Annotated in this window: 16 protein-coding genes and 1 other annotated feature; of the genes, 10 read left to right on the forward strand and 6 right to left on the reverse strand. The window is 55.8% G+C overall.

Annotated elements, in window-relative coordinates; translation table 11 throughout:
* Nucleotides 1-21: 21 nt before the first annotated feature.
* From GNG27_RS05635 to acrA, 4 genes are all read right to left on the reverse strand, one after another.
* Nucleotides 22-240 carry an HHA domain-containing protein gene (locus GNG27_RS05635; protein WP_032616864.1) on the reverse strand — a complete coding sequence of 73 codons (219 nt, stop codon included), beginning with the start codon at nucleotides 238-240 and terminating at the stop codon, nucleotides 22-24.
* Nucleotides 241-248: 8 nt separating this feature from the next.
* Nucleotides 249-641 carry an Hha toxicity modulator TomB gene (gene tomB / locus GNG27_RS05640; protein WP_142488463.1) on the reverse strand — a complete coding sequence of 131 codons (393 nt, stop codon included), beginning with the start codon at nucleotides 639-641 and terminating at the stop codon, nucleotides 249-251.
* Nucleotides 642-1,133: 492 nt separating this feature from the next.
* Complete coding sequence (acrB, locus tag GNG27_RS05645; protein WP_142488464.1) at nucleotides 1,134-4,274, reverse strand: multidrug efflux RND transporter permease subunit AcrB; 3,141 nt, start codon at nucleotides 4,272-4,274, stop codon at nucleotides 1,134-1,136.
* 22 nt (nucleotides 4,275-4,296) lie between these two features.
* Nucleotides 4,297-5,490 (reverse strand): multidrug efflux RND transporter periplasmic adaptor subunit AcrA, encoded by a 1,194-nt coding sequence (gene acrA, locus GNG27_RS05650; protein ID WP_142488465.1) that lies wholly within the window; start codon nucleotides 5,488-5,490, stop codon nucleotides 4,297-4,299.
* Nucleotides 5,491-5,632: 142 nt separating this feature from the next.
* On the opposite strand from acrA, the gene acrR reads away from it, so the two are divergent.
* Together acrR and mscK are read left to right on the forward strand one after the other, a co-directional pair.
* Entirely contained in the window at nucleotides 5,633-6,286 is a 654-nt protein-coding gene (gene acrR / locus GNG27_RS05655) for a multidrug efflux transporter transcriptional repressor AcrR (protein WP_142488466.1), read from the forward strand.
* A 111-nt stretch (nucleotides 6,287-6,397) separates the two neighbouring features.
* A complete protein-coding gene (mscK, locus tag GNG27_RS05660) occupies nucleotides 6,398-9,745 on the forward strand; it encodes a mechanosensitive channel MscK (protein ID WP_156263103.1) in 3,348 nt (1,115 codons plus the stop codon).
* 30 nt (nucleotides 9,746-9,775) lie between these two features.
* Here the strand turns inward: mscK and rsmS are convergent, their stop codons facing one another.
* Nucleotides 9,776-9,934 carry a pleiotropic regulatory protein RsmS gene (gene rsmS / locus GNG27_RS05665; protein ID WP_142488468.1) on the reverse strand — a complete coding sequence of 53 codons (159 nt, stop codon included), beginning with the start codon at nucleotides 9,932-9,934 and terminating at the stop codon, nucleotides 9,776-9,778.
* Nucleotides 9,935-9,946: 12 nt separating this feature from the next.
* Nucleotides 9,947-10,474 (reverse strand): primosomal replication protein N'', encoded by a 528-nt coding sequence (priC, locus tag GNG27_RS05670; RefSeq protein WP_156263104.1) that lies wholly within the window; start codon nucleotides 10,472-10,474, stop codon nucleotides 9,947-9,949.
* 50 nt (nucleotides 10,475-10,524) lie between these two features.
* Between priC and GNG27_RS05675 the strand changes: the two genes are divergently transcribed.
* The 8 genes from GNG27_RS05675 to hemH all read left to right on the forward strand — a co-directional run bounded on the left by GNG27_RS05675 (nucleotide 10,525) and on the right by hemH (nucleotide 18,516).
* Nucleotides 10,525-10,902 carry a DUF454 family protein gene (locus GNG27_RS05675; RefSeq protein WP_142488470.1) on the forward strand — a complete coding sequence of 126 codons (378 nt, stop codon included), beginning with the start codon at nucleotides 10,525-10,527 and terminating at the stop codon, nucleotides 10,900-10,902.
* Nucleotides 10,903-11,054: 152 nt separating this feature from the next.
* Entirely contained in the window at nucleotides 11,055-11,606 is a 552-nt protein-coding gene (gene apt / locus GNG27_RS05680; protein ID WP_142488471.1) for an adenine phosphoribosyltransferase, read from the forward strand.
* An 88-nt stretch (nucleotides 11,607-11,694) separates the two neighbouring features.
* Nucleotides 11,695-13,629, forward strand: coding sequence for a DNA polymerase III subunit gamma/tau (gene dnaX / locus GNG27_RS05685; RefSeq protein ID WP_142488472.1), 1,935 nt, complete (start codon nucleotides 11,695-11,697; stop codon nucleotides 13,627-13,629).
* Nucleotides 12,959-13,023 (forward strand) — a sequence feature (DnaX frameshifting element). It overlaps the preceding gene by 65 nt.
* Before the next feature lie 53 nt (nucleotides 13,630-13,682).
* The gene (locus tag GNG27_RS05690; RefSeq protein ID WP_032616874.1) at nucleotides 13,683-14,015 is read left to right on the forward strand and encodes a YbaB/EbfC family nucleoid-associated protein; all 333 of its coding nucleotides are present in this window, start codon (nucleotides 13,683-13,685) and stop codon (nucleotides 14,013-14,015) included.
* Nucleotides 14,015-14,620, forward strand: a complete 606-nt coding sequence (recR, locus tag GNG27_RS05695; protein ID WP_142488473.1) for a recombination mediator RecR — start codon at nucleotides 14,015-14,017, stop codon at nucleotides 14,618-14,620. Before GNG27_RS05690 ends, recR begins: the two co-directional genes overlap by 1 nt.
* Before the next feature lie 111 nt (nucleotides 14,621-14,731).
* On the forward strand, nucleotides 14,732-16,606 hold the full coding sequence (htpG, locus tag GNG27_RS05700) for a molecular chaperone HtpG (RefSeq protein WP_142488474.1): 1,875 nt from the start codon (nucleotides 14,732-14,734) through the stop codon (nucleotides 16,604-16,606).
* 178 nt (nucleotides 16,607-16,784) lie between these two features.
* Nucleotides 16,785-17,429, forward strand: coding sequence for an adenylate kinase (gene adk / locus GNG27_RS05705; protein WP_106992193.1), 645 nt, complete (start codon nucleotides 16,785-16,787; stop codon nucleotides 17,427-17,429).
* A gap of 124 nt (nucleotides 17,430-17,553) precedes the next feature.
* Complete coding sequence (gene hemH, locus GNG27_RS05710) at nucleotides 17,554-18,516, forward strand: ferrochelatase (protein WP_142488475.1); 963 nt, start codon at nucleotides 17,554-17,556, stop codon at nucleotides 18,514-18,516.
* The last annotated feature ends 25 nt before the right edge of the window (nucleotides 18,517-18,541 follow it).

The following is an 18,541-nucleotide window of genomic DNA, read 5'->3' on the forward strand; positions in this document are numbered from 1 at the left end:
CCTCTGAAGTGTGTCACCCAATCAGCGTACGAATTTCCACACGGCGGTAGGAATTTTATCGTACAGCTTATTCATCGTGAGTTCAGCCAGGCGATGATCCGCTGCGGAATAGAATACCGCTAACTCATTATCAGAAAGCTCGTATTTATTTTTCTCAATCACACGTTCAAGGGTGTCAATTGACTGACAGCGTCGCAAACGCATCAAATAATCTGTCTTGGTTAATGGTTTATCAGACATAATTTCACCTAATTGTTTGTAATAATTTTAACCGGAGAAGCTAACGGGTTAGCCCTGCTTGCATTGACAAAACAACGAAAAAGCCGATTGCCCGATTTACGCCATTTCTGCAAATCCTGCGCGTTAATGCCGTAGCTGCTGAATAACATAAAAGTGTCATCCAGGTATTCGTCAATTTGCTCAATCAACTTATTATCTTCGTTATACTTAATTTTATAATTAAGGGCGAAGGTTGCTATATGCTCAATCAACTCGTTTAGCTGCAAATTAATGGCAGAAGTAGGGTCATTGACCCAGCCATGGTTGCTTTCATCGAGATTGGAAAGGCAGTCATGGTACAGGGATTCACAAAGGAATTTCAACTGTGCAATATCTTGCCTTTTGGGCGAGTATTCGTCCATAGCGCATCCCCTTTTTGAGTGATTTTTTACTCACCGAACATCGTTGTCGGGAAGGGTACATCTGACTTAACGTCAACGACTACTGTTATGCCTCTTGCCTTTAACTATAATCTACTCTGAATAGGATTTCACCGCGCTATTACGAAAAATTACAATTACGCAGCATCTTAAAGGGTTTCCCGAGCACTATGTTATATATTGTTTTATCCCGAGGCGGAGCGCTCTTATCAGCAGGCAACATTTTTCTACCGTTTCTATAATCGCTACCAGGCGCGATCATATACAAAAAAACACCAGGAATACTCTTAATAACTAAGAAGCCGCGCAACAATTTGAGAGTTTGTGTAAGAAGAATGGGCTAAATATGATAAGTCGTTTAAAGGTGACATAAAATATATAAACCGCCAATAAGCTTATTTTATGATTTTCAATTGCCAAAAAAAAGGCCGCATTAGCGGCCTTTTTAGCTGTTAACAGCAGGATGCTGGTCTCTTACACCGAATGTTTGTGTTCGATATCGTCGTTTTTACGGCTGAAACGGCGACGTACTACCACAAAGAATACCGGAACGAAGAAGATAGCCAATACGGTTGCGGTAACCATCCCGCCCATTACGCCAGTACCTACGGCGTTCTGCGAACCGGAGCCTGCACCCGAACTGATTACCAGAGGCATAACCCCGAGGATAAACGCCAGGGAGGTCATCAGAATCGGACGCAGACGCATACGGACCGCCTCCAGCGTCGCTTCAATCAGCCCTTTGCCCTCTTTATCCATCAGATCCTTGGCGAATTCCACGATCAATATCGCGTTCTTCGCCGACAAGCCAATGGTTGTCAGCAGGCCCACCTGGAAGTAAACGTCATTACCGAGGCCACGGAACGTGGCTGCCAACAGGGCGCCAATGACCCCCAGCGGTACAACCAGCATAACGGAGAACGGAATAGACCAGCTCTCATACAGCGCTGCCAGACACAGGAATACCACGATCAGGGAGATGGCATACAGGGCAGGGGCCTGGTTGCCGGACAGACGTTCCTGATAGGACATCCCCGTCCAGTCGTAGCCGATGCCTGCTGGCAGTTTGCCCGCCAGCTCTTCCATCAGGTTCATGGCCTCACCGGTACTTCTGCCCGGTGCCGCCTGACCGAGGATCTCCATCGATGGCAGACCGTTGTAACGTTCCAGACGCGGTGAGCCATATTCCCAGCGTGAGGTGGAGAAGGCGGCGAATGGCACCATCTGCCCGTTACTGCCGCGGACGTACCAGTTATTGATATCGTTCGGCAACATACGGTATTGCGCTTCAGACATCACGTACACCTTCTTCACGCGACCGCGGTCGATGAAGTCGTTGACGTAGCTACCGCCCCAGGCTGCGCCCAGCGTGGTATTGATGTCACTGATAGAGACGCCCAGCGCCTGTGCTTTTTCCTGATCGATATCCACTTTAAACTGCGGCGTATCTTCCAGGCCGTTAGGACGCACGCCCACCAGCAGCTCAGGATGTTTTGCCACCTCACCAAACAGCTGGTTACGCGCCTGAGTCAGTTTTTCATGGCCCAGACCGCCCTGGTCGATAAGCTGGAAGTCAAAGCCGGTTGCCGTACCCAGCTCGACGATCGCTGGCAGGTTAAAGGCAAAGACCATCGCATCTTTAATCTGCGAGAAGGTGCCCATCGCACGGCCAGTAATGGCTTCAACCTTGTTCTCTTCGCCCGGACGCTCAGCCCAGTCTTTCAGAGAAACGAAGGCAATACCGGTGTTCTGGCCACGACCCGCAAAACCAAAGCCGTTAACCGCAAACACCGATTCAACGTTGGCTTTCTCTTTAGTGAGGTAATAATCCGTCACCTCATCCAGCACTTTCTGGGTACGTTCCTGGGATGCGCCTGCTGGCAGCTGGGCCATGGTCAGGAATACGCCCTGGTCTTCGTCCGGCAGGAAGGAGCTTGGCAGACGAACAAACAGGTACGCCATACCTACCACGATGATGATATAGAGCAGCAGATAACGACCGGTGCTGCGCAGGATATTGCCCACGCTGTCGGTGTAGTGATGTGTGCTCTTATCGAACATGCGGTTAAACCAGCCGAAGAAGCCTTTTTTGCCTTCGCCGTGATCGCCTTTGGCTACCGGTTTCAGCATGGTGGCGCACAGTGCCGGGGTCAGGATCAACGCAACCAGTACCGACAGGGCCATTGCCGAGACGATAGTGATGGAGAACTGACGATAAATCGCACCGGTAGAGCCACCGAAGAAGGCCATCGGGATAAATACGGCGGACAGCACCATCGCGATACCGACCAGTGCGCCCTGGATCTGACCCATCGACTTACGGGTGGCTTCCTTCGGCGGCAGCCCCTCTTCGGACATCACACGCTCGACGTTTTCCACTACTACGATGGCGTCATCCACCAGCAAGCCTATCGCCAGCACCATCCCGAACATCGTCAGGGTGTTTATCGAATAGCCAAAGATCGACAGAATCGCAAAGGTACCCAACAGAACGACCGGAACGGCAATGGTAGGGATCAGCGTCGCGCGGAAGTTCTGCAGGAACAGATACATCACGATGAATACCAGGATGATCGCTTCGACCAGCGTTTTCACTACTTCGTGAATCGAGATCTTAACGAACGGCGTGGTGTCATACGGGTAAACGATTTTCAGACCTGACGGGAAGAAAGGTTCCATTTTCTTCAGTTCGGCACGGATCGCTGTTGCTGTATCCAGGGCATTAGCGCCGGTCGCCAGTTTAATCCCCAGACCGGAAGCCGGCTGGCCGTTAAATTTGGCGATAACGTCGTAGTTTTCACCGCCCAGCTCCACCTTCGCAACGTCGCGCAGGCGCACCTGTGAACCGTCCGGATTCACTTTCAGCAGAATTTTACTGAACTCATCTGCTGAGGTCAGACGGGTCTGCGCGATGATCGAGGCGTTAAGCTGCTGGCCTTTAACCGGCGGCGTACCGCCTAACTGACCGGCTGCAACCTGGGCGTTCTGCGCTTTGATGGCGGTGATCACGTCTACCGGCGTCAGCTGGAAGTTGTTCAGTTTGTTCGGATCCATCCAGATACGCATCGCGTACTGGGAACCGAAGAGCTGCACGTCACCCACGCCTGAAGTACGGCTGATGGCATCCTTCATGTTGGCGCCCACGTAGTCGGAAATATCCTCCTGCGTCATGGTGCCGTTGGTGTTGATAACGCCGACAACCATCAGGAAGCTGCTGGAGGATTTCTCCACGCTCACGCCCTGCTGTTGAACTTCCTGCGGCAGTAACGGCATCGCCAGCTGCAGTTTGTTCTGCACCTGAACCTGAGCGATATCCGCATCTGTACCGGACTCAAAGGTCAGCGTGATCTGCACCGTACCGGTGGAGTCACTGTTGGAGGACATGTACATCAGGTTATCGATACCGTTCATGTTCTGTTCGATAACCTGGGTTACGGTGTCCTGCACCGTTTTGGCATCAGCCCCAGGGTAGGTTGCGGCGATTGAAATTGCTGGCGGCGCAATGGTTGGATATTGCGCGACAGGCAGCTTCAGGATCGCAAGTCCCCCGGCTAGCATGATGATTATGGCGATCACCCACGCAAAAATGGGGCGATCGATAAAGAAATTAGGCATGTCTTAACGGCTCCTGTTTAAGTTAAGACTTAGGTTGTTCTGACTGGCCGCCTGCGGAGGCTTGTTGTTGATTGTCAGACTTGACCTCTTGCGCTTTAACCTGGGCGCCCGGGCGAACTTTTTGTAAACCGGTAATGATGACGCGATCGCCATCTTTCAGACCGTCAGTGACCAGCCATTTGTCACCAATCGCCTGGGTGGCGGTGATCTGACGGACTTCGACTTTGTCTTCAGCGCCAATAACCATTGCACTGGCATCGCCGCGCGGCGTACGGGTCACACCCTGCTGTGGAACCAGCAGTGCGGTTGGGTTAGTCCCTTCTTCCAGGCTTGCACGAACGAACATACCCGGTAACAGCGTATGGTTCGGGTTCGGGAAGATGGCACGCAGGGTGATAGAACCGGTGGTCTGATCGACCGTCACGTCAGAGAACTCGAGGCTGCCGGCCTGTGGGAACTTAATACCGTCGCTGGTGACCAGTTCCACTTTCGCTTTGCCATTTTCCTGCTTCAGGGTGCCGTTCTCCAGCTCCTGTTTCAGACGCAGGAAATCATTGCTCGACTGGGTAACATCGACATAGATCGGATCAAGCTGCTGCACGGTAGCCAGCGCGTTGGTCTGGCCGCTCTGCACCAGGGCACCTTCGGTCACTGACGATTTACCAATGCGACCGCTGATAGGCGAGGTCACTTTGGTATAGGCCAGGTTTATGCGTGCAGTTTCTACCGCGGCTTTCGCAGCGGTAACGGCGGCGTTAGCCTGTTGAGCATCGGCCTGGGCGCTATCGTATTCCTGTTGGCTGATGTACTGGGTACCCAACAGTTTCTGATAACGGCTGACGGTCAGCTGGGCAATTTTTGCCGCAGCCTGGGCTTTAGCCAGATCGCCTTTTGCACTTTCGTAATTAGCCTGATAGGTAGCGGGATCAATCTGATACAGAGAATCACCTGCTTTAACATCACCACCTTCCGTAAAATTACGTTTCAGGATGATGCCACTCACCTGTGGACGCACTTCAGCAATGCGGTAAGCGCTGGTTCGGCCGGGTAATTCTGTTGTTATCTGGAGAGGTTCGGATTTGAGCGTCACGACGCCAACTTCTGGCACCTGCTGAGCCCCTTGTTGAGCCTGTTTTTCGTCACATCCTGTAAGCGCTAAGCTGCCTGAGAGCATCAGAACGATCGCCAGAGGCGTTAACCCTCTGTTTTTGTTCATATGTAAACCTCGAGTTTCCGATTTCAAATTGATCAATGGATCACGCGTCCACAAACCCATTGCTGCGTTTATATTATCGTCGTGCTATGGTACATACATTCATAAATGTATGTAAATCTGACTCCTGTAAATTCACCAAGGTATGGCACGAAAAACCAAACAACAAGCACTTGCGACACGCCAGCACATCCTTGATGTTGCTTTGCGCTTGTTTTCGCAACAGGGGGTCTCTTCCACTTCGCTGGCACATATTGCTCAGGCGGCTGGGGTAACCCGGGGAGCGATTTACTGGCATTTCAAAAATAAGTCAGATTTATTTGGTGAAATTTGGGAGCTTTCAGAATCCAGTATTGGAGATCTCGAGACTGAGTATCGGGCAAAATTCCCCGACGATCCACTCTCAGTTTTAAGAGAGATTCTGGTCTATATCCTTGAGGCGACTGTTATTGAAGAGCGTCGCCGCCTGATGATGGAGATCATTTTCCACAAATGCGAGTTTGTCGGGGAAATGGCCGTTGTGCAACAGGCACAGCGCAGTTTATGTCTGGAAAGTTACGACCGTATTGAACAGACCCTGATGCATTGTATTAAAGCTAAAATGTTGCCCGCTAATTTGCTGACCCGTCGCGCCGCTATCCTGATGCGCAGCTATATTTCCGGCATTATGGAAAACTGGCTTTTTGCCCCCCAGTCTTTTGATCTGCAACGGGAAGCCCGTGATTACGTGGCCATCCTGCTGGAGATGTACCAGTTCTGCCCGACGCTGCGCGCGCAGCCAGAGTCGCTCCCGGCCTGACTCCCAGGAATTGTCCAGGAGCCGACAGTTGATGCTATTTTGCACCCGATTGCCGTGATATTCTTCACGCCGGTCTTTTTTCGTCATTCATCACACGAATTACACATAACTATGTTGCACTACACACGCAAACAGCATCCTCTCCTGGCATTTATTCTGGTTTTCTTTTTCGCATTGATGACTTCACCGGCTGCGTTGGCGCGTGCCGATAATAGCAACGACACGCCAACGCGGGCAGATATCCAGAGCCAGCTTGATGCCCTGAGCAAACAGAAAGAGCTCACTCCGCAGGACAAGCTGGTCCAGCAGGATCTGACGGAAACCCTGGAGACCGTCGACAAGCTCGAGCGGGTCAAAGCCGAAACCACGCAGTTACGCCAGAAGGTGGCTCAGGCACCGGAAACGATGCGCAAGGCGACCGAGAGCCTCAACGCGCTTGGCGATGTCGATAACGATGCGGAAACCCGCAAAACGCTGGCGACCCTGTCCCTGCGTCAGCTGGAACTGCGCGTGGCGCAACTGCTCGACGATTTACAAACTGCGCAAAGCGATCTCGCCACCTACAATAGCCAGCTGGTATCTCTGCAAACTCAGCCGGAGCGCGTGCAGAATGCGATGTACACCGCGTCTCAGCAGCTGCAGCAGATCCGCAATCGTCTGAACGGGACTTCCGCGGGTGAGGCGGCGTTACGTCCCACGCAGCAAACGTTGCTGCTGGCGCAGCAGCAGCTGCTGAATGCGCAGATTGAACAGCAGCGTAAGAGTCTGGAAGGCAACACCGTGCTGCAGGATACCCTGCAAAAACAGCGCGACTATGTCACCGCCAACATCAACCGTCTGGAGCATCAGCTGCAGCTGTTGCAGGAGGCGGTCAACAGCAAGCGACTGACCCTGACGGAGAAAACCGCGCAGGAGGCCGTTAACCCGGACGAAACCGCGCGTATCCAGGAAAATCCGCTGGTGAAGCAGGAGCTGGATATGAACCATCAGCTCAGCCAGCGTTTGATTACCGCCACCGAAAACGGCAACTCGCTGGTTCAGCAGAACATCAAAGTCAAAAACTGGCTGGATCGTGCCCTGCAGTCTGAACGCAACATCAAAGAGCAGATTGCCGTCCTGAAAGGCAGCCTGCTGCTGTCGCGTATCCTTTATCAGCAACAGCAGACCTTACCTTCCGCCGATGAGCTGGAGGACATGACCAACCGCATTGCGGATCTGCGCCTGGAACAGTTTGAGGTCAACCAGCAGCGCGACGCCCTGTTCCAGAGCGATGCCTTTGTTGCGAAAGTGGAAGAGGGGCACAGCAGCGAGGTGAATGGTGAAGTTCACGATGCGCTGCTGCAGGTCGTGGATATGCGCCGCGAGCTGCTCGACCAGCTGAATAAACAGCTGGGCAATCAGCTGATGATGGCCATTAACCTGCAGATCAACCAGCAGCAGCTGGTGAGCGTCTCCAAAAGCCTGCAGGAGATCCTCACCCAGCAGATCTTCTGGGTAAACAGCAACAAGCCGATGGACTGGGACTGGATCAAATCCTTCCCGGGCATGCTGAAAGACCAGATTAAAGGGATGAAAATTACCGTTAACTGGGAAAAAGCCGGTCCGGCGGTGGCCTTTGCCTTCCTGGCGGGCCTGCCGCTGTTGCTGATTGCCGGGTTAATCCGCTGGCGTCTCGGCTGGCTGAAAAAGTACCAGGCGAAGCTGGCGAATGAAGTGGGGCAGTTGCGTAATGACAGCCAGCTTCATACGCCGAAAGCCATTCTAATCGATCTGATCCGCGCCCTGCCGGTCTGCCTGTTGATTCTGGCTGCGGGGCTGATCCTGCTCACCATGCAGCTCAACGTCAGCGATCTGCTGTGGGCCTTCAGTAAAAAACTGGCGCTGTTCTGGCTGGTGTTTGGCCTGTGCTGGAAAGTGCTGGAGAAAGACGGCGTGGCGGTAAGCCACTTCAATATGCCTGCCCAGCTCACCAGCCACTGGCGACGCCAGATTGTGCGCATTAGCCTGGCGCTGTTGCCGCTGCACTTCTGGTCGGTGGTGGCGGAACTCTCCCCGCTGCATCTGATGGACGACGTGCTGGGTCAGTTCGTCATTCTGCTGAATCTGCTGCTGATCAGCGTCCTGATGTGGCCGATGTGCCGTGACAGCTGGCGCGATAAAGAGTCGCACGCTATCCGCCTGGCGACGGTCACCGTGCTGTCCATTATCCCGCTGGCGCTGATGGTGCTGACGGCCACCGGCTATTTCTATACCACTCTGCGTCTGTCGGGTCGCTGGATTGAAACCGTCTATCTGGTGATCCTCTGGAACCTGCTGTACCAGACCGTCCTGCGCGGGCTGAGCGTTGCCGCTCGTCGCATCGCCTATCGCCGCGCCCTGGCGCGTCGGCAGAATATGGTGAAAGAGGGGGCGGAAGGCGCTGAGCCGCAGGAGGAGCCGACCATCGCTCTGGAGCAGGTGAACCAGCAGACGCTGCGTATCACCATGCTGGTGATGATCGCCCTGTTCGGCGTAATGTTCTGGGCCATCTGGTCTGATTTAATCACCGTCTTTGCCTATCTCGACAGCATTACCCTGTGGCACTACAACGGCACCGAAGCGGGTGCGGCGGTGGTGAAAAACGTCACCATGGGCAGCCTGCTGTTTGCGCTGGTGTCGTCGATGGTGGCCTGGGCCTTGATCCGCAACCTGCCTGGCCTGCTGGAAGTGCTGGTGCTCTCGCGCCTGAATATGCGCCAGGGGGCCTCGTACGCCATCACCACCATCCTCAACTATGTGATTCTGGTAGCCGGGGCGATGACCGTCTTCGGTTCTCTCGGGGTTTCGTGGGATAAACTGCAGTGGCTGGCGGCGGCCCTGTCGGTCGGTCTCGGGTTCGGTTTGCAGGAGATCTTCGGTAACTTCGTTTCGGGTCTGATTATCCTGTTCGAACGTCCGGTGCGTATTGGCGATACCGTGACTATCGGCACCTTCTCGGGAACCGTCAGCAAGATCCGTATCCGTGCGACCACCATCACCGACTTCGATCGCAAAGAGGTGATCATCCCGAATAAAGCCTTCGTGACCGAGCGGTTGATCAACTGGTCGCTCTCCGACACCATCACCCGCGTGGTGATCCGTCTGGGCGTAGCCTACGGCTCCGATCTGGATGCGGTGAAAAAAGTGCTGCTGAAAGCGGCGATGGACCACCCGAAAGTGATGCACGATCCGGAGCCAGCCGTGTTCTTCACCACCTTCGGGCCGAGCACGCTGGATCATGAACTGCGTCTGTACGTACGTGAACTGCGTGACCGCAGCTACACGGTTGATGAACTGAACCGCACCATCGAGCGTCTGTGCCGGGAAAATAACATCAACATCGCGTTCAACCAGCTTGAAGTGCATCTGCGCAACGAGAAGGGTGACGAACATACGGAAGTGAAACGTGAAGTGAAGGGTGATGACCCGACGCCGGCGTAACATTACCCCTTAATCTGGCCCTCTCCCTTTTCAGGGAGAGGGCAGGGGAGAGGGGATTTTCCCCTCAAAATCCCGCTTCACAATCTCCAGCGCCTTCAGCACCGTCTCGGCCGGGATCGCATGATTCTCCAGCAACATGATCAGATCCACGGCCAGCTTTATTTCATCGGGGGCGTTTTCCAGTGACACACACTACTCCTGTTAACGGGTCAGACGCGCAATCACGCGCTCAATATCATCCAGTGCCTTACGACAGCGTTCCAGCCGCCCCTCCAGCGCGGTAATTTCGCGCATCAGCATCTGCTGCTCTTCCAGCGTTTCGGCCTGGTTCAGCCGCGTCTCGCGTTCAGACTTCATCTCACACAGCCGCCGCTCAAACTCCTGATGCTCCAGGCGCTTGCGCTGCCATTTTGTCGCTCCCGCAGAAGGGCTGTCCCAGACCCGTAAAGGCCAGGCGGCGATCTCCCGGTGCAGGGCGGCGATCTGTTCCGCCAGATGGGTAGCCAGCCAGTTGACCTGCTCCGTTTGCGCTTTCTCCACCGCGTGACCCAACTCATCCAGATTGTGCTGGGCTTCATCCAGATAATCTTTAATGAGGGTGCTGCGGGTGCGGAACAGCTGCCGGTCAAAACGCGGCTTCATGGTGGCGTGCTGCATCAGAGGGGCGGCCTGGGTTCGCAGGGCCGTCAGCTGATTTTGCAGCGTCTGTAAAAGCAAGGCTGTTTTCAATCCGCTCTCCAGTGGTACAGTAGCCGTTCAGTTTGATAACGATTCGCATTATGCAGCGTACTATTTTAATCATCATTGGCTGGCTTGCGGTAGTGCTCGGCACGCTGGGCGTCGTTTTACCCCTTCTGCCGACCACGCCCTTTATATTGCTGGCGGCCTGGTGCTTCGCCCGCTCCTCGCCGCGTTTTCACCACTGGCTACTGTACCGCTCATGGTTTGGCGGCTATCTGCGCCACTGGCAACAGTACCGTGCCATGCCGCCCGGGGCCAAGCCGCGGGCTATTGCGGTGATCCTTGTGACCTTCGCCTTCTCATTATGGATGGTAAAAATCATGTGGGTGCGGATCCTGCTGCTGGCGATCCTCTCTTGCCTGCTGATTTTCATGTGGCGGATCCCCGTAGTTGATGAAAAGCAACAAAAGCAATAATCCGCTGACTGGCTGTTGCAATTCTTGTGCGCAGCCAGTAAATTCGACCGTTTTCGAGCACGGGCACGCCTGGTCAAAGGTTAAACAATTGTTACTTTGACCAATACTCTATCCGCTCCGTGAGTAACACCGTTTTCATCAGGCATCCATTTATGACCGCAACTGCGCAGCAGCTTGAATACCTTAAAAACAGCATCAAAAGCATCCAGGACTATCCGAAGCCTGGCATTCTTTTCCGTGATGTCACCAGCTTGCTGGAAGACCCGAAAGCGTACGCGCTCAGCATTGAACTGCTGGTCGAGCGTTATAAAAACGCCGGGATCACCAAAGTTGTCGGCACCGAAGCCCGCGGCTTCCTGTTTGGCGCTCCGGTAGCGCTGGCAATGGGCGTTGGTTTTGTGCCGGTGCGTAAGCCGCGCAAACTGCCGCGTGAAACCATCGCCGAGAGCTACGAGCTGGAGTACGGCACCGATCAGCTTGAGATCCACATTGATGCGATCAAGCCTGGCGACAAAGTGCTGGTGGTTGACGATCTGCTGGCAACCGGCGGCACCATTGAGGCGACCGTGAAGCTGATCCGTCGTCTGGGTGGCGAAGTGACCGATGCGGCCTTCATCATCAACCTGTTCGATCTGGGTGGCGAACAGCGCCTGGATAAACAGGGCATCACCAGCTACAGCCTCGTGCCTTTCCCGGGACATTAATCCCCCGCCCGCAACCTCGCCCAACGGGTGAGGTTGTGTTAGCATTACCCCCCTGAATATCCACCTTCCAGCGTTGCAGAGCCTGCCCATGAGTTATCAGGTGTTAGCCCGTAAATGGCGACCCCAAACCTTTGCTGACGTTGTCGGCCAGGAACATGTGCTGACCGCCCTGGCGAACGGCTTATCGCTAGGACGTATCCATCACGCCTATCTTTTTTCCGGCACCCGTGGCGTCGGTAAAACCTCTATCGCCCGTTTGCTGGCGAAAGGCCTCAACTGCGAAAGCGGGATCACCGCCACGCCGTGCGGCGTGTGCGATAACTGCCGTGAAATCGAGCAGGGGCGCTTTGTCGATCTGATTGAGATCGATGCCGCCTCGCGCACCAAAGTCGAAGATACCCGCGATCTGCTGGATAACGTCCAGTACGCCCCGGCGCGTGGCCGCTTCAAGGTCTATCTGATCGATGAAGTGCACATGCTGTCGCGCCATAGCTTTAACGCCCTGCTGAAGACGCTGGAAGAGCCGCCTGCACACGTCAAATTCCTGCTGGCGACCACCGATCCGCAAAAACTGCCGGTGACCATCTTATCCCGCTGCCTGCAGTTCCATCTGAAGGCGCTGGACGTCGGGCAGATCCGCGATCAGCTCGAACATATTTTGAATGAAGAGCAGGTGACGCACGAACCGCGTGCCCTGCAGCTGTTGGCGCGTGCCGCCGACGGCAGCCTGCGCGATGCCCTCAGCCTCACCGATCAGGCGATTGCCAGCGGCGACGGACAGCTGACCACGCTTGCGGTCAGCACCATGCTCGGCACCCTGGACGACGATCAGGCCCTGTCGCTGATTGAGGCGGTGGTCGAGGCCAACGGCGAGCGGGTGATGGCGCTGATTAACGCCTCGGCGTCACGCGGCATCGAGTGGGAAGCCCTGCTGGTTGAGATGCTCAGCCTGCTGCACCGCATTGCGATGGTGCAGCTCTCCCCGGCGGCGCTGGGTCCGGACATGGCCGCGATTGAACAGCGGATGCGCGAACTGGCGCGAACCATTCCGCCAACGGACGTGCAGCTCTACTATCAAACCCTGTTAATTGGCCGCAAAGAGTTGCCGTTTGCCCCCGACCGACGTATGGGGGTTGAAATGACCCTGTTGCGCGCGCTGGCGTTCCATCCGCGCATGCCGCTGCCGGAGCCCGAGGTGCAGCAGCCGTCGTTTGCGCCAGTCGCGCCAACGGCAGTGCTCACGCCGCCGCAGGTGCCCGCGCAGCAGAGTGCGCCTCCACCGCCGCGCCACGATGCGCCGCTGTCGGATGCCACCAGTTCGGTGCTCGCCGCCCGCAGTCAGTTGCAACGCGCGCAGGGAGCAACCAAACCAAAAAAGAGTGAACCGGCAGCGCCTGCAAGAGCGCGGCCGGTAAATAACGCCGCGCTTGAACGTCTGGCCTCGGTCTCGGATCGCGTACAGTCGCGTTCTGCTTCGGCCACGCCTGAGCCGCAGGCTCCGGCGAAGAAAGAGGCCTATCGCTGGAAAGCCACCACCGTCGTCGAAGAAGTGAAGGTGGAGGTCGCCACGCCGAAGGCGCTGAAAAAGGCGCTGGAGCATGAGAAGACGCCGGAGCTGGCTGCCAAGCTGGCCGGGGAGTCCCTTGAGCGTGATGCCTGGGCGGCAGAGGTCAGTCAGCTGAAGCTGCCCAAGCTGGTGGAGCAGATTGCCCTGAACGCCTGGCGTGAACAGGACGGCAACCGGGTCTGCCTGCATCTGCGGCCGGGCCAGCGTCACCTGAACTCGGCGAGCGCGCAACAGGTGCTGACTGAGGCACTCTCCACATTACAGGGCGCGCCTGTTGAATTGACCATCATTGAAGATGATAATCCGGCGGTGCGAACGCCGCTGGAGTGGCGCCAGGCCATTTATGAAGAGAAACTCGCGCAGGCGCGTGAGTCGATTATCGCGGATAATAACATTCAGACCCTGCAGCGTTACTTTGATGCAGAACTGGATGAAGAGAGTATTCGACCCATTTGATCGTGAGTCTGACTTACGGTTGTTATCTTTAACGTGAAAGAAGAGAGAAGCCTATGTTTGGTGGTAAAGGCGGTCTGGGTGGTCTGATGAAGCAGGCCCAGCAGATGCAGGAAAAAATGCAGAAGATGCAGGAAGAGATCGCGCAGATGGAAGTCACCGGCGAATCGGGCGCAGGTCTGGTCAAAGTGACCATCAACGGCGCACATAACTGCCGTCGCGTGGAGATCGACCCAAGCCTGCTCGAAGACGACAAAGATATGCTGGAAGATCTGGTCGCCGCTGCATTCAACGATGCTGCGCGCCGTATCGACGAAACCCAGAAAGAGAAAATGGCTTCTGTATCCTCCGGAATGCAGCTGCCACCGGGCTTTAAGATGCCATTCTGATGCAAACCAGTCCGCTGCTCACGCAGTTAATGGAAGCGCTACGCTGCCTGCCGGGCGTAGGCCCTAAGTCAGCGCAGCGCATGGCGTTTACCCTGCTGCAGCGCGATCGCAGCGGCGGCATGCGTCTGGCGCAGGCCCTGACCCGCGCCATGTCAGAAATCGGTCACTGTGCGGACTGCCGCACCTTTACCGAGCAGGAGGTGTGTAACATCTGCGCCAATCCGCGCCGTCAGGAAAACGGTCAGATCTGCGTGGTGGAGAGTCCTGCGGACATCTACGCCATCGAACAGACCGGGCAGTTTTCCGGCCGCTATTTTGTGCTGATGGGCCACCTGTCGCCGCTGGACGGTATCGGGCCGGATGATATCGGTCTGGACCGTTTAGAACAGCGTCTGAAATCGGAAACGATTTCTGAGGTAATCCTCGCCACCAACCCAACGGTGGAAGGGGAGGCGACCGCCAACTACATCGCCGAGCTGTGCGCCGAGTCCGGCGTCGACGCCAGCCGTATCGCGCATGGCGTTCCGGTGGGCGGCGAGCTGGAGATGGTGGACGGCACCACGCTGTCACACTCTCTGGCCGGACGTCACAAGATTATTTTCTGACCAAACGGAGGCTGCACCTGTGGCCTCCGCTTGAAAACCTTCTCGCTTATCCCCATCTCTCCCTCAACGCTTTTAAACCCCATTAAATGGCATTGTTGAGGTCGACTTAGTATGAAAGGACAAGAAACCCGCGGTTTCCAGTCAGAGGTAAAACAACTTCTGCACCTGATGATCCATTCTCTTTATTCCAATAAAGAAATCTTCCTGCGCGAGCTTATCTCTAACGCCTCTGATGCGGCAGACAAGCTGCGTTTCCGCGCGCTGTCGAAGCCAGAGCTGTATGAAGGTGACGGCGAACTGCGCGTGCGCGTCTCGTTTGATAAAGAGAACCGCACCCTGACCATCGCGGACAACGGCATCGGCATGACCCGCGATGAAGCCATTGACCACCTCGGCACCATCGCCAAATCCGGCACCAAAGCCTTCCTGCAGTCGATGGGTTCCGATCAGGCGAAAGACAGCCAGCTGATCGGCCAGTTCGGCGTCGGCTTCTACTCGGCGTTCATCGTGGCGGATAAAGTCACCGTGCGCACCCGTGCGGCAGGCGAAAGCGCTGAAAGCGGCGTGTTCTGGGAATCCCACGGCGAAGGCGAATACACCGTGGCGGATATCACCAAAGCCGATCGCGGGACCGAGATCACCCTGCACCTGCGCGAAGGGGAAGACGACTTCCTCAACGACTGGCGCGTGCGCTCTATCATCAGCAAATACTCTGACCATATCGCCCTGCCGGTAGAGATCGAAAAACAGGAAGAGCAGGACGGCGAAACCGTTATTTCCTGGGAGAAGATTAACAAGGCGCAGGCGCTGTGGACGCGCAACAAGTCTGAGATCAAAGACGAAGAGTACACCGAGTTCTACAAGCACATCGCCCACGACTTTACCGATCCGCTGACCTGGAGCCACAACCGCGTGGAAGGGAAGCAGGAGTACACCAGCCTGCTCTATATCCCGGCGCAGGCGCCATGGGATATGTGGAACCGCGATCACAAGCACGGCCTGAAGCTGTACGTGCAGCGCGTATTCATCATGGACGAAGCCGAGCAGTTCATGCCGAACTACCTGCGCTTTGTGCGTGGCCTGATAGACTCCAACGACCTGCCGCTGAACGTCTCCCGTGAGATCCTGCAGGACAGCACCGTCACCCGCAACCTGCGCACCGCGCTGAGCAAACGCGCCCTGCAGATGCTGGACAAGCTGGCGAAAGACGACGCGGAAAAATACCAGACCTTCTGGAAACAGTTCGGCCTGGTGCTGAAAGAGGGCCCGGCGGAAGATTCTTCCAACGTTGAAGCCATTGCCAAACTGCTGCGTTTTGCCTCCACGCACACCGACTCTTCCGAGCAGACCGTGTCGCTGGAAGAGTACATCTCCCGTATGAAAGAAGGGCAGGAGAAGATCTACTACATCACCGCCGACAGCTATGCCGCGGCGAAGAGCAGCCCGCACCTGGAGCTGCTGCGTAAGAAAGGCATCGAAGTGCTGCTGCTTTCCGATCGCATCGATGAGTGGATGATGAACTACCTGACCGAGTTCAGCGGTAAAGCGTTCCAGTCCGTTGCCAAAGCCGATGAGTCCATCGACAAGCTGGCGGACGAAGTGGACGAAACCGCCAAAGAGGCGGAAAAAGCGCTGGAGCCGTTTGTTGAGCGCGTGAAGACCCATCTGGGCGATCGCGTGAAAGAGGTGCGTTTCACCCACCGTCTGACCGATACCCCGGCCATCGTTACTACCGAAGCCGACGAAATGAGCACCCAGATGGCGAAGCTGTTCGCCGCTGCGGGCCAGAGCGTACCGGAAGTGAAGTACATCTTTGAACTGAACCCGGATCACGCCCTGGTGAAACGTGCGGCCGAGACTCAGGACGAGACGCGCTTTGCCGAGTGGGTTGAACTCCTGCTGGATCAATCCCTGCTGGCCGAGCGCGGTACGCTGGAAGATCCAAACCAGTTCATCAAGCGCGTGAATGCGTTGCTGCTGAGCTGATCTCTCTTCACCCTGGCTCTCTCTCCGTGAGAGAGGGCCAGGCCATCAGTCTGTACTCTCTAATAAATTCCCCTCATTAACCGTTTCAGCCTCCCCGCCTTCCTTGAGCCACATCCGTTCTGATGGTATTGTTTAGCGCTTTTGAAAAATTGAACCAACTTTTGAGGGGATTTTCGCAATGCGTATTATTCTGCTTGGCGCTCCGGGCGCGGGTAAAGGAACTCAGGCTCAGTTCATCATGGAGAAATACGGTATTCCGCAAATCTCTACCGGTGACATGCTGCGTGCCGCTGTTAAATCTGGCTCCGAGCTGGGCAAACAGGCGAAAGATATTATGGACGCCGGCAAACTGGTAACCGATGAGCTGGTGATCGCTCTGGTTAAAGAACGCATTACTCAGGAAGATTGCCGCAACGGTTTCCTGCTGGACGGCTTCCCGCGTACCATTCCTCAGGCTGATGCCATGAAAGAAGCGGGCATCAACGTGGACTACGTGCTGGAGTTCGACGTACCGGACGAGCTGATCGTTGACCGTATCATCGGTCGTCGCGTACACGCCGCTTCCGGCCGCGTTTACCACATCAAATTCAACCCGCCTAAGGTTGAAGGCAAAGACGACGTGACCGGCGAAGAGCTGACCACCCGCAAAGACGATCAGGAAGAGACCGTGCGTAAGCGTCTGGTGGAATACCATCAGATGACCGCGCCGCTGATCGGCTACTACTCTAAAGAAGCGCAGGCGGGTAACACTAAATACGCCAAAGTCGACGGCACTAAGCCTGTCGCAGAAGTCCGTGCAGAGCTGGAAAAGATCCTCGGCTAATCGCACCTCTCTCACCCGGGTCCCCGGGTGAGAAAAATTCTCATCTTACCTCTTACTGCAATTGGTTCCGTTTACGCACTTTTCAGATACACTTATCAGCCTGTTAAAAGGTTATGAGGCGTGAATGAGTCAGGCGAAAACCGGCATCCTGCTTGCCAATTTAGGTACCCCCGAAGCCCCAACCCCCGCAGCGGTCAGCCGTTATCTGCGCCAGTTTCTGAGCGATACGCGCGTTGTGGATACCCCGCGCCTGCTGTGGTGGCCCTTGCTGCGCGGCGTGATCCTGCCGATCCGTTCGCCACGTGTGGCAAAACTCTATCAGTCCGTCTGGATGGAAGAGGGTTCGCCGCTGATGGTCTACAGCCGTCGTCAGGAGAAAGCCCTCGCCGCCCGCCTGCCGGATACGCCGGTCGCGCTCGGGATGAGCTACGGTAAACCGTCGCTGGAAAGCGCCGTTACGGAACTGCTGGCGCAGGGCGTGGACCATATCGTGGTGCTGGCGCTCTATCCGCAATACTCCTGCTCCACCGTAGCCGCCGTCTGGGACGAGCTGGCGCGCATTCTGGCAACCCGTCGCCGCATTCCTTCGGTGACCTTTATTCGCGACTACGCGGATAACGACATGTATATCAATGCCCTTGCCAGCAGCGCGCGCGCGTCCTTTGCAAAACACGGCGAGCCGGATCTGCTCCTGCTCTCCTATCACGGTATTCCGCAGCGATTTGCCGATGAAGGGGATGACTATCCCCAGCGCTGTCGCGATACCACGCGTGAGCTGGTTTCCGCGCTCGGCCTGCCGCCAGAGAAGGTGATGATGACCTTCCAGTCGCGCTTTGGCCGCGAGCCATGGCTGACCCCCTATACCGATGAAACCCTCAAAATGCTGGGCGAGAAGGGCGTGAAGCATATCCAGGTGATGTCGCCGGGCTTTGCGGCAGACTGTCTGGAGACGCTGGAAGAGATCGCGGTGCAAAACCGGGAGTTCTTCCTCGAAGCGGGCGGGGAAAAGTACGAGTACATCCCGGCGCTGAACGACGATCCTGAACACATCGAGATGATGGTCTCCCTGGTGACCAACAGCCGCTAATCGCACTCCGGGCCGGGTTTGTGCT

This window comes from Leclercia sp. 119287, from assembly GCF_009734485.1.
GTDB lineage: Bacteria > Pseudomonadota > Gammaproteobacteria > Enterobacterales > Enterobacteriaceae > Enterobacter > Enterobacter adecarboxylatus_C.

What these genes read in the sequence shown, in the direction of transcription:
- GNG27_RS05635 (WP_032616864.1), bottom strand. Translation starts at nt 240, where the DNA reads ATGTCTGATAAACCATTAACCAAGACAGATTATTTGATGCGTTTGCGA.
- hemH (WP_142488475.1), top strand. Translation starts at nt 17,554, where the DNA reads ATGAGTCAGGCGAAAACCGGCATCCTGCTTGCCAATTTAGGTACCCCC.
- adk (WP_106992193.1), top strand. Translation starts at nt 16,785, where the DNA reads ATGCGTATTATTCTGCTTGGCGCTCCGGGCGCGGGTAAAGGAACTCAG.
- acrR (WP_142488466.1), top strand. Translation starts at nt 5,633, where the DNA reads ATGGCACGAAAAACCAAACAACAAGCACTTGCGACACGCCAGCACATC.
- dnaX (WP_142488472.1), top strand. Translation starts at nt 11,695, where the DNA reads ATGAGTTATCAGGTGTTAGCCCGTAAATGGCGACCCCAAACCTTTGCT.
- mscK (WP_156263103.1), top strand. Translation starts at nt 6,398, where the DNA reads ATGTTGCACTACACACGCAAACAGCATCCTCTCCTGGCATTTATTCTG.
- GNG27_RS05675 (WP_142488470.1), top strand. Translation starts at nt 10,525, where the DNA reads ATGCAGCGTACTATTTTAATCATCATTGGCTGGCTTGCGGTAGTGCTC.
- htpG (WP_142488474.1), top strand. Translation starts at nt 14,732, where the DNA reads ATGAAAGGACAAGAAACCCGCGGTTTCCAGTCAGAGGTAAAACAACTT.
- apt (WP_142488471.1), top strand. Translation starts at nt 11,055, where the DNA reads ATGACCGCAACTGCGCAGCAGCTTGAATACCTTAAAAACAGCATCAAA.
- acrA (WP_142488465.1), bottom strand. Translation starts at nt 5,490, where the DNA reads ATGAACAAAAACAGAGGGTTAACGCCTCTGGCGATCGTTCTGATGCTC.
- recR (WP_142488473.1), top strand. Translation starts at nt 14,015, where the DNA reads ATGCAAACCAGTCCGCTGCTCACGCAGTTAATGGAAGCGCTACGCTGC.
- GNG27_RS05690 (WP_032616874.1), top strand. Translation starts at nt 13,683, where the DNA reads ATGTTTGGTGGTAAAGGCGGTCTGGGTGGTCTGATGAAGCAGGCCCAG.
- tomB (WP_142488463.1), bottom strand. Translation starts at nt 641, where the DNA reads ATGGACGAATACTCGCCCAAAAGGCAAGATATTGCACAGTTGAAATTC.
- acrB (WP_142488464.1), bottom strand. Translation starts at nt 4,274, where the DNA reads ATGCCTAATTTCTTTATCGATCGCCCCATTTTTGCGTGGGTGATCGCC.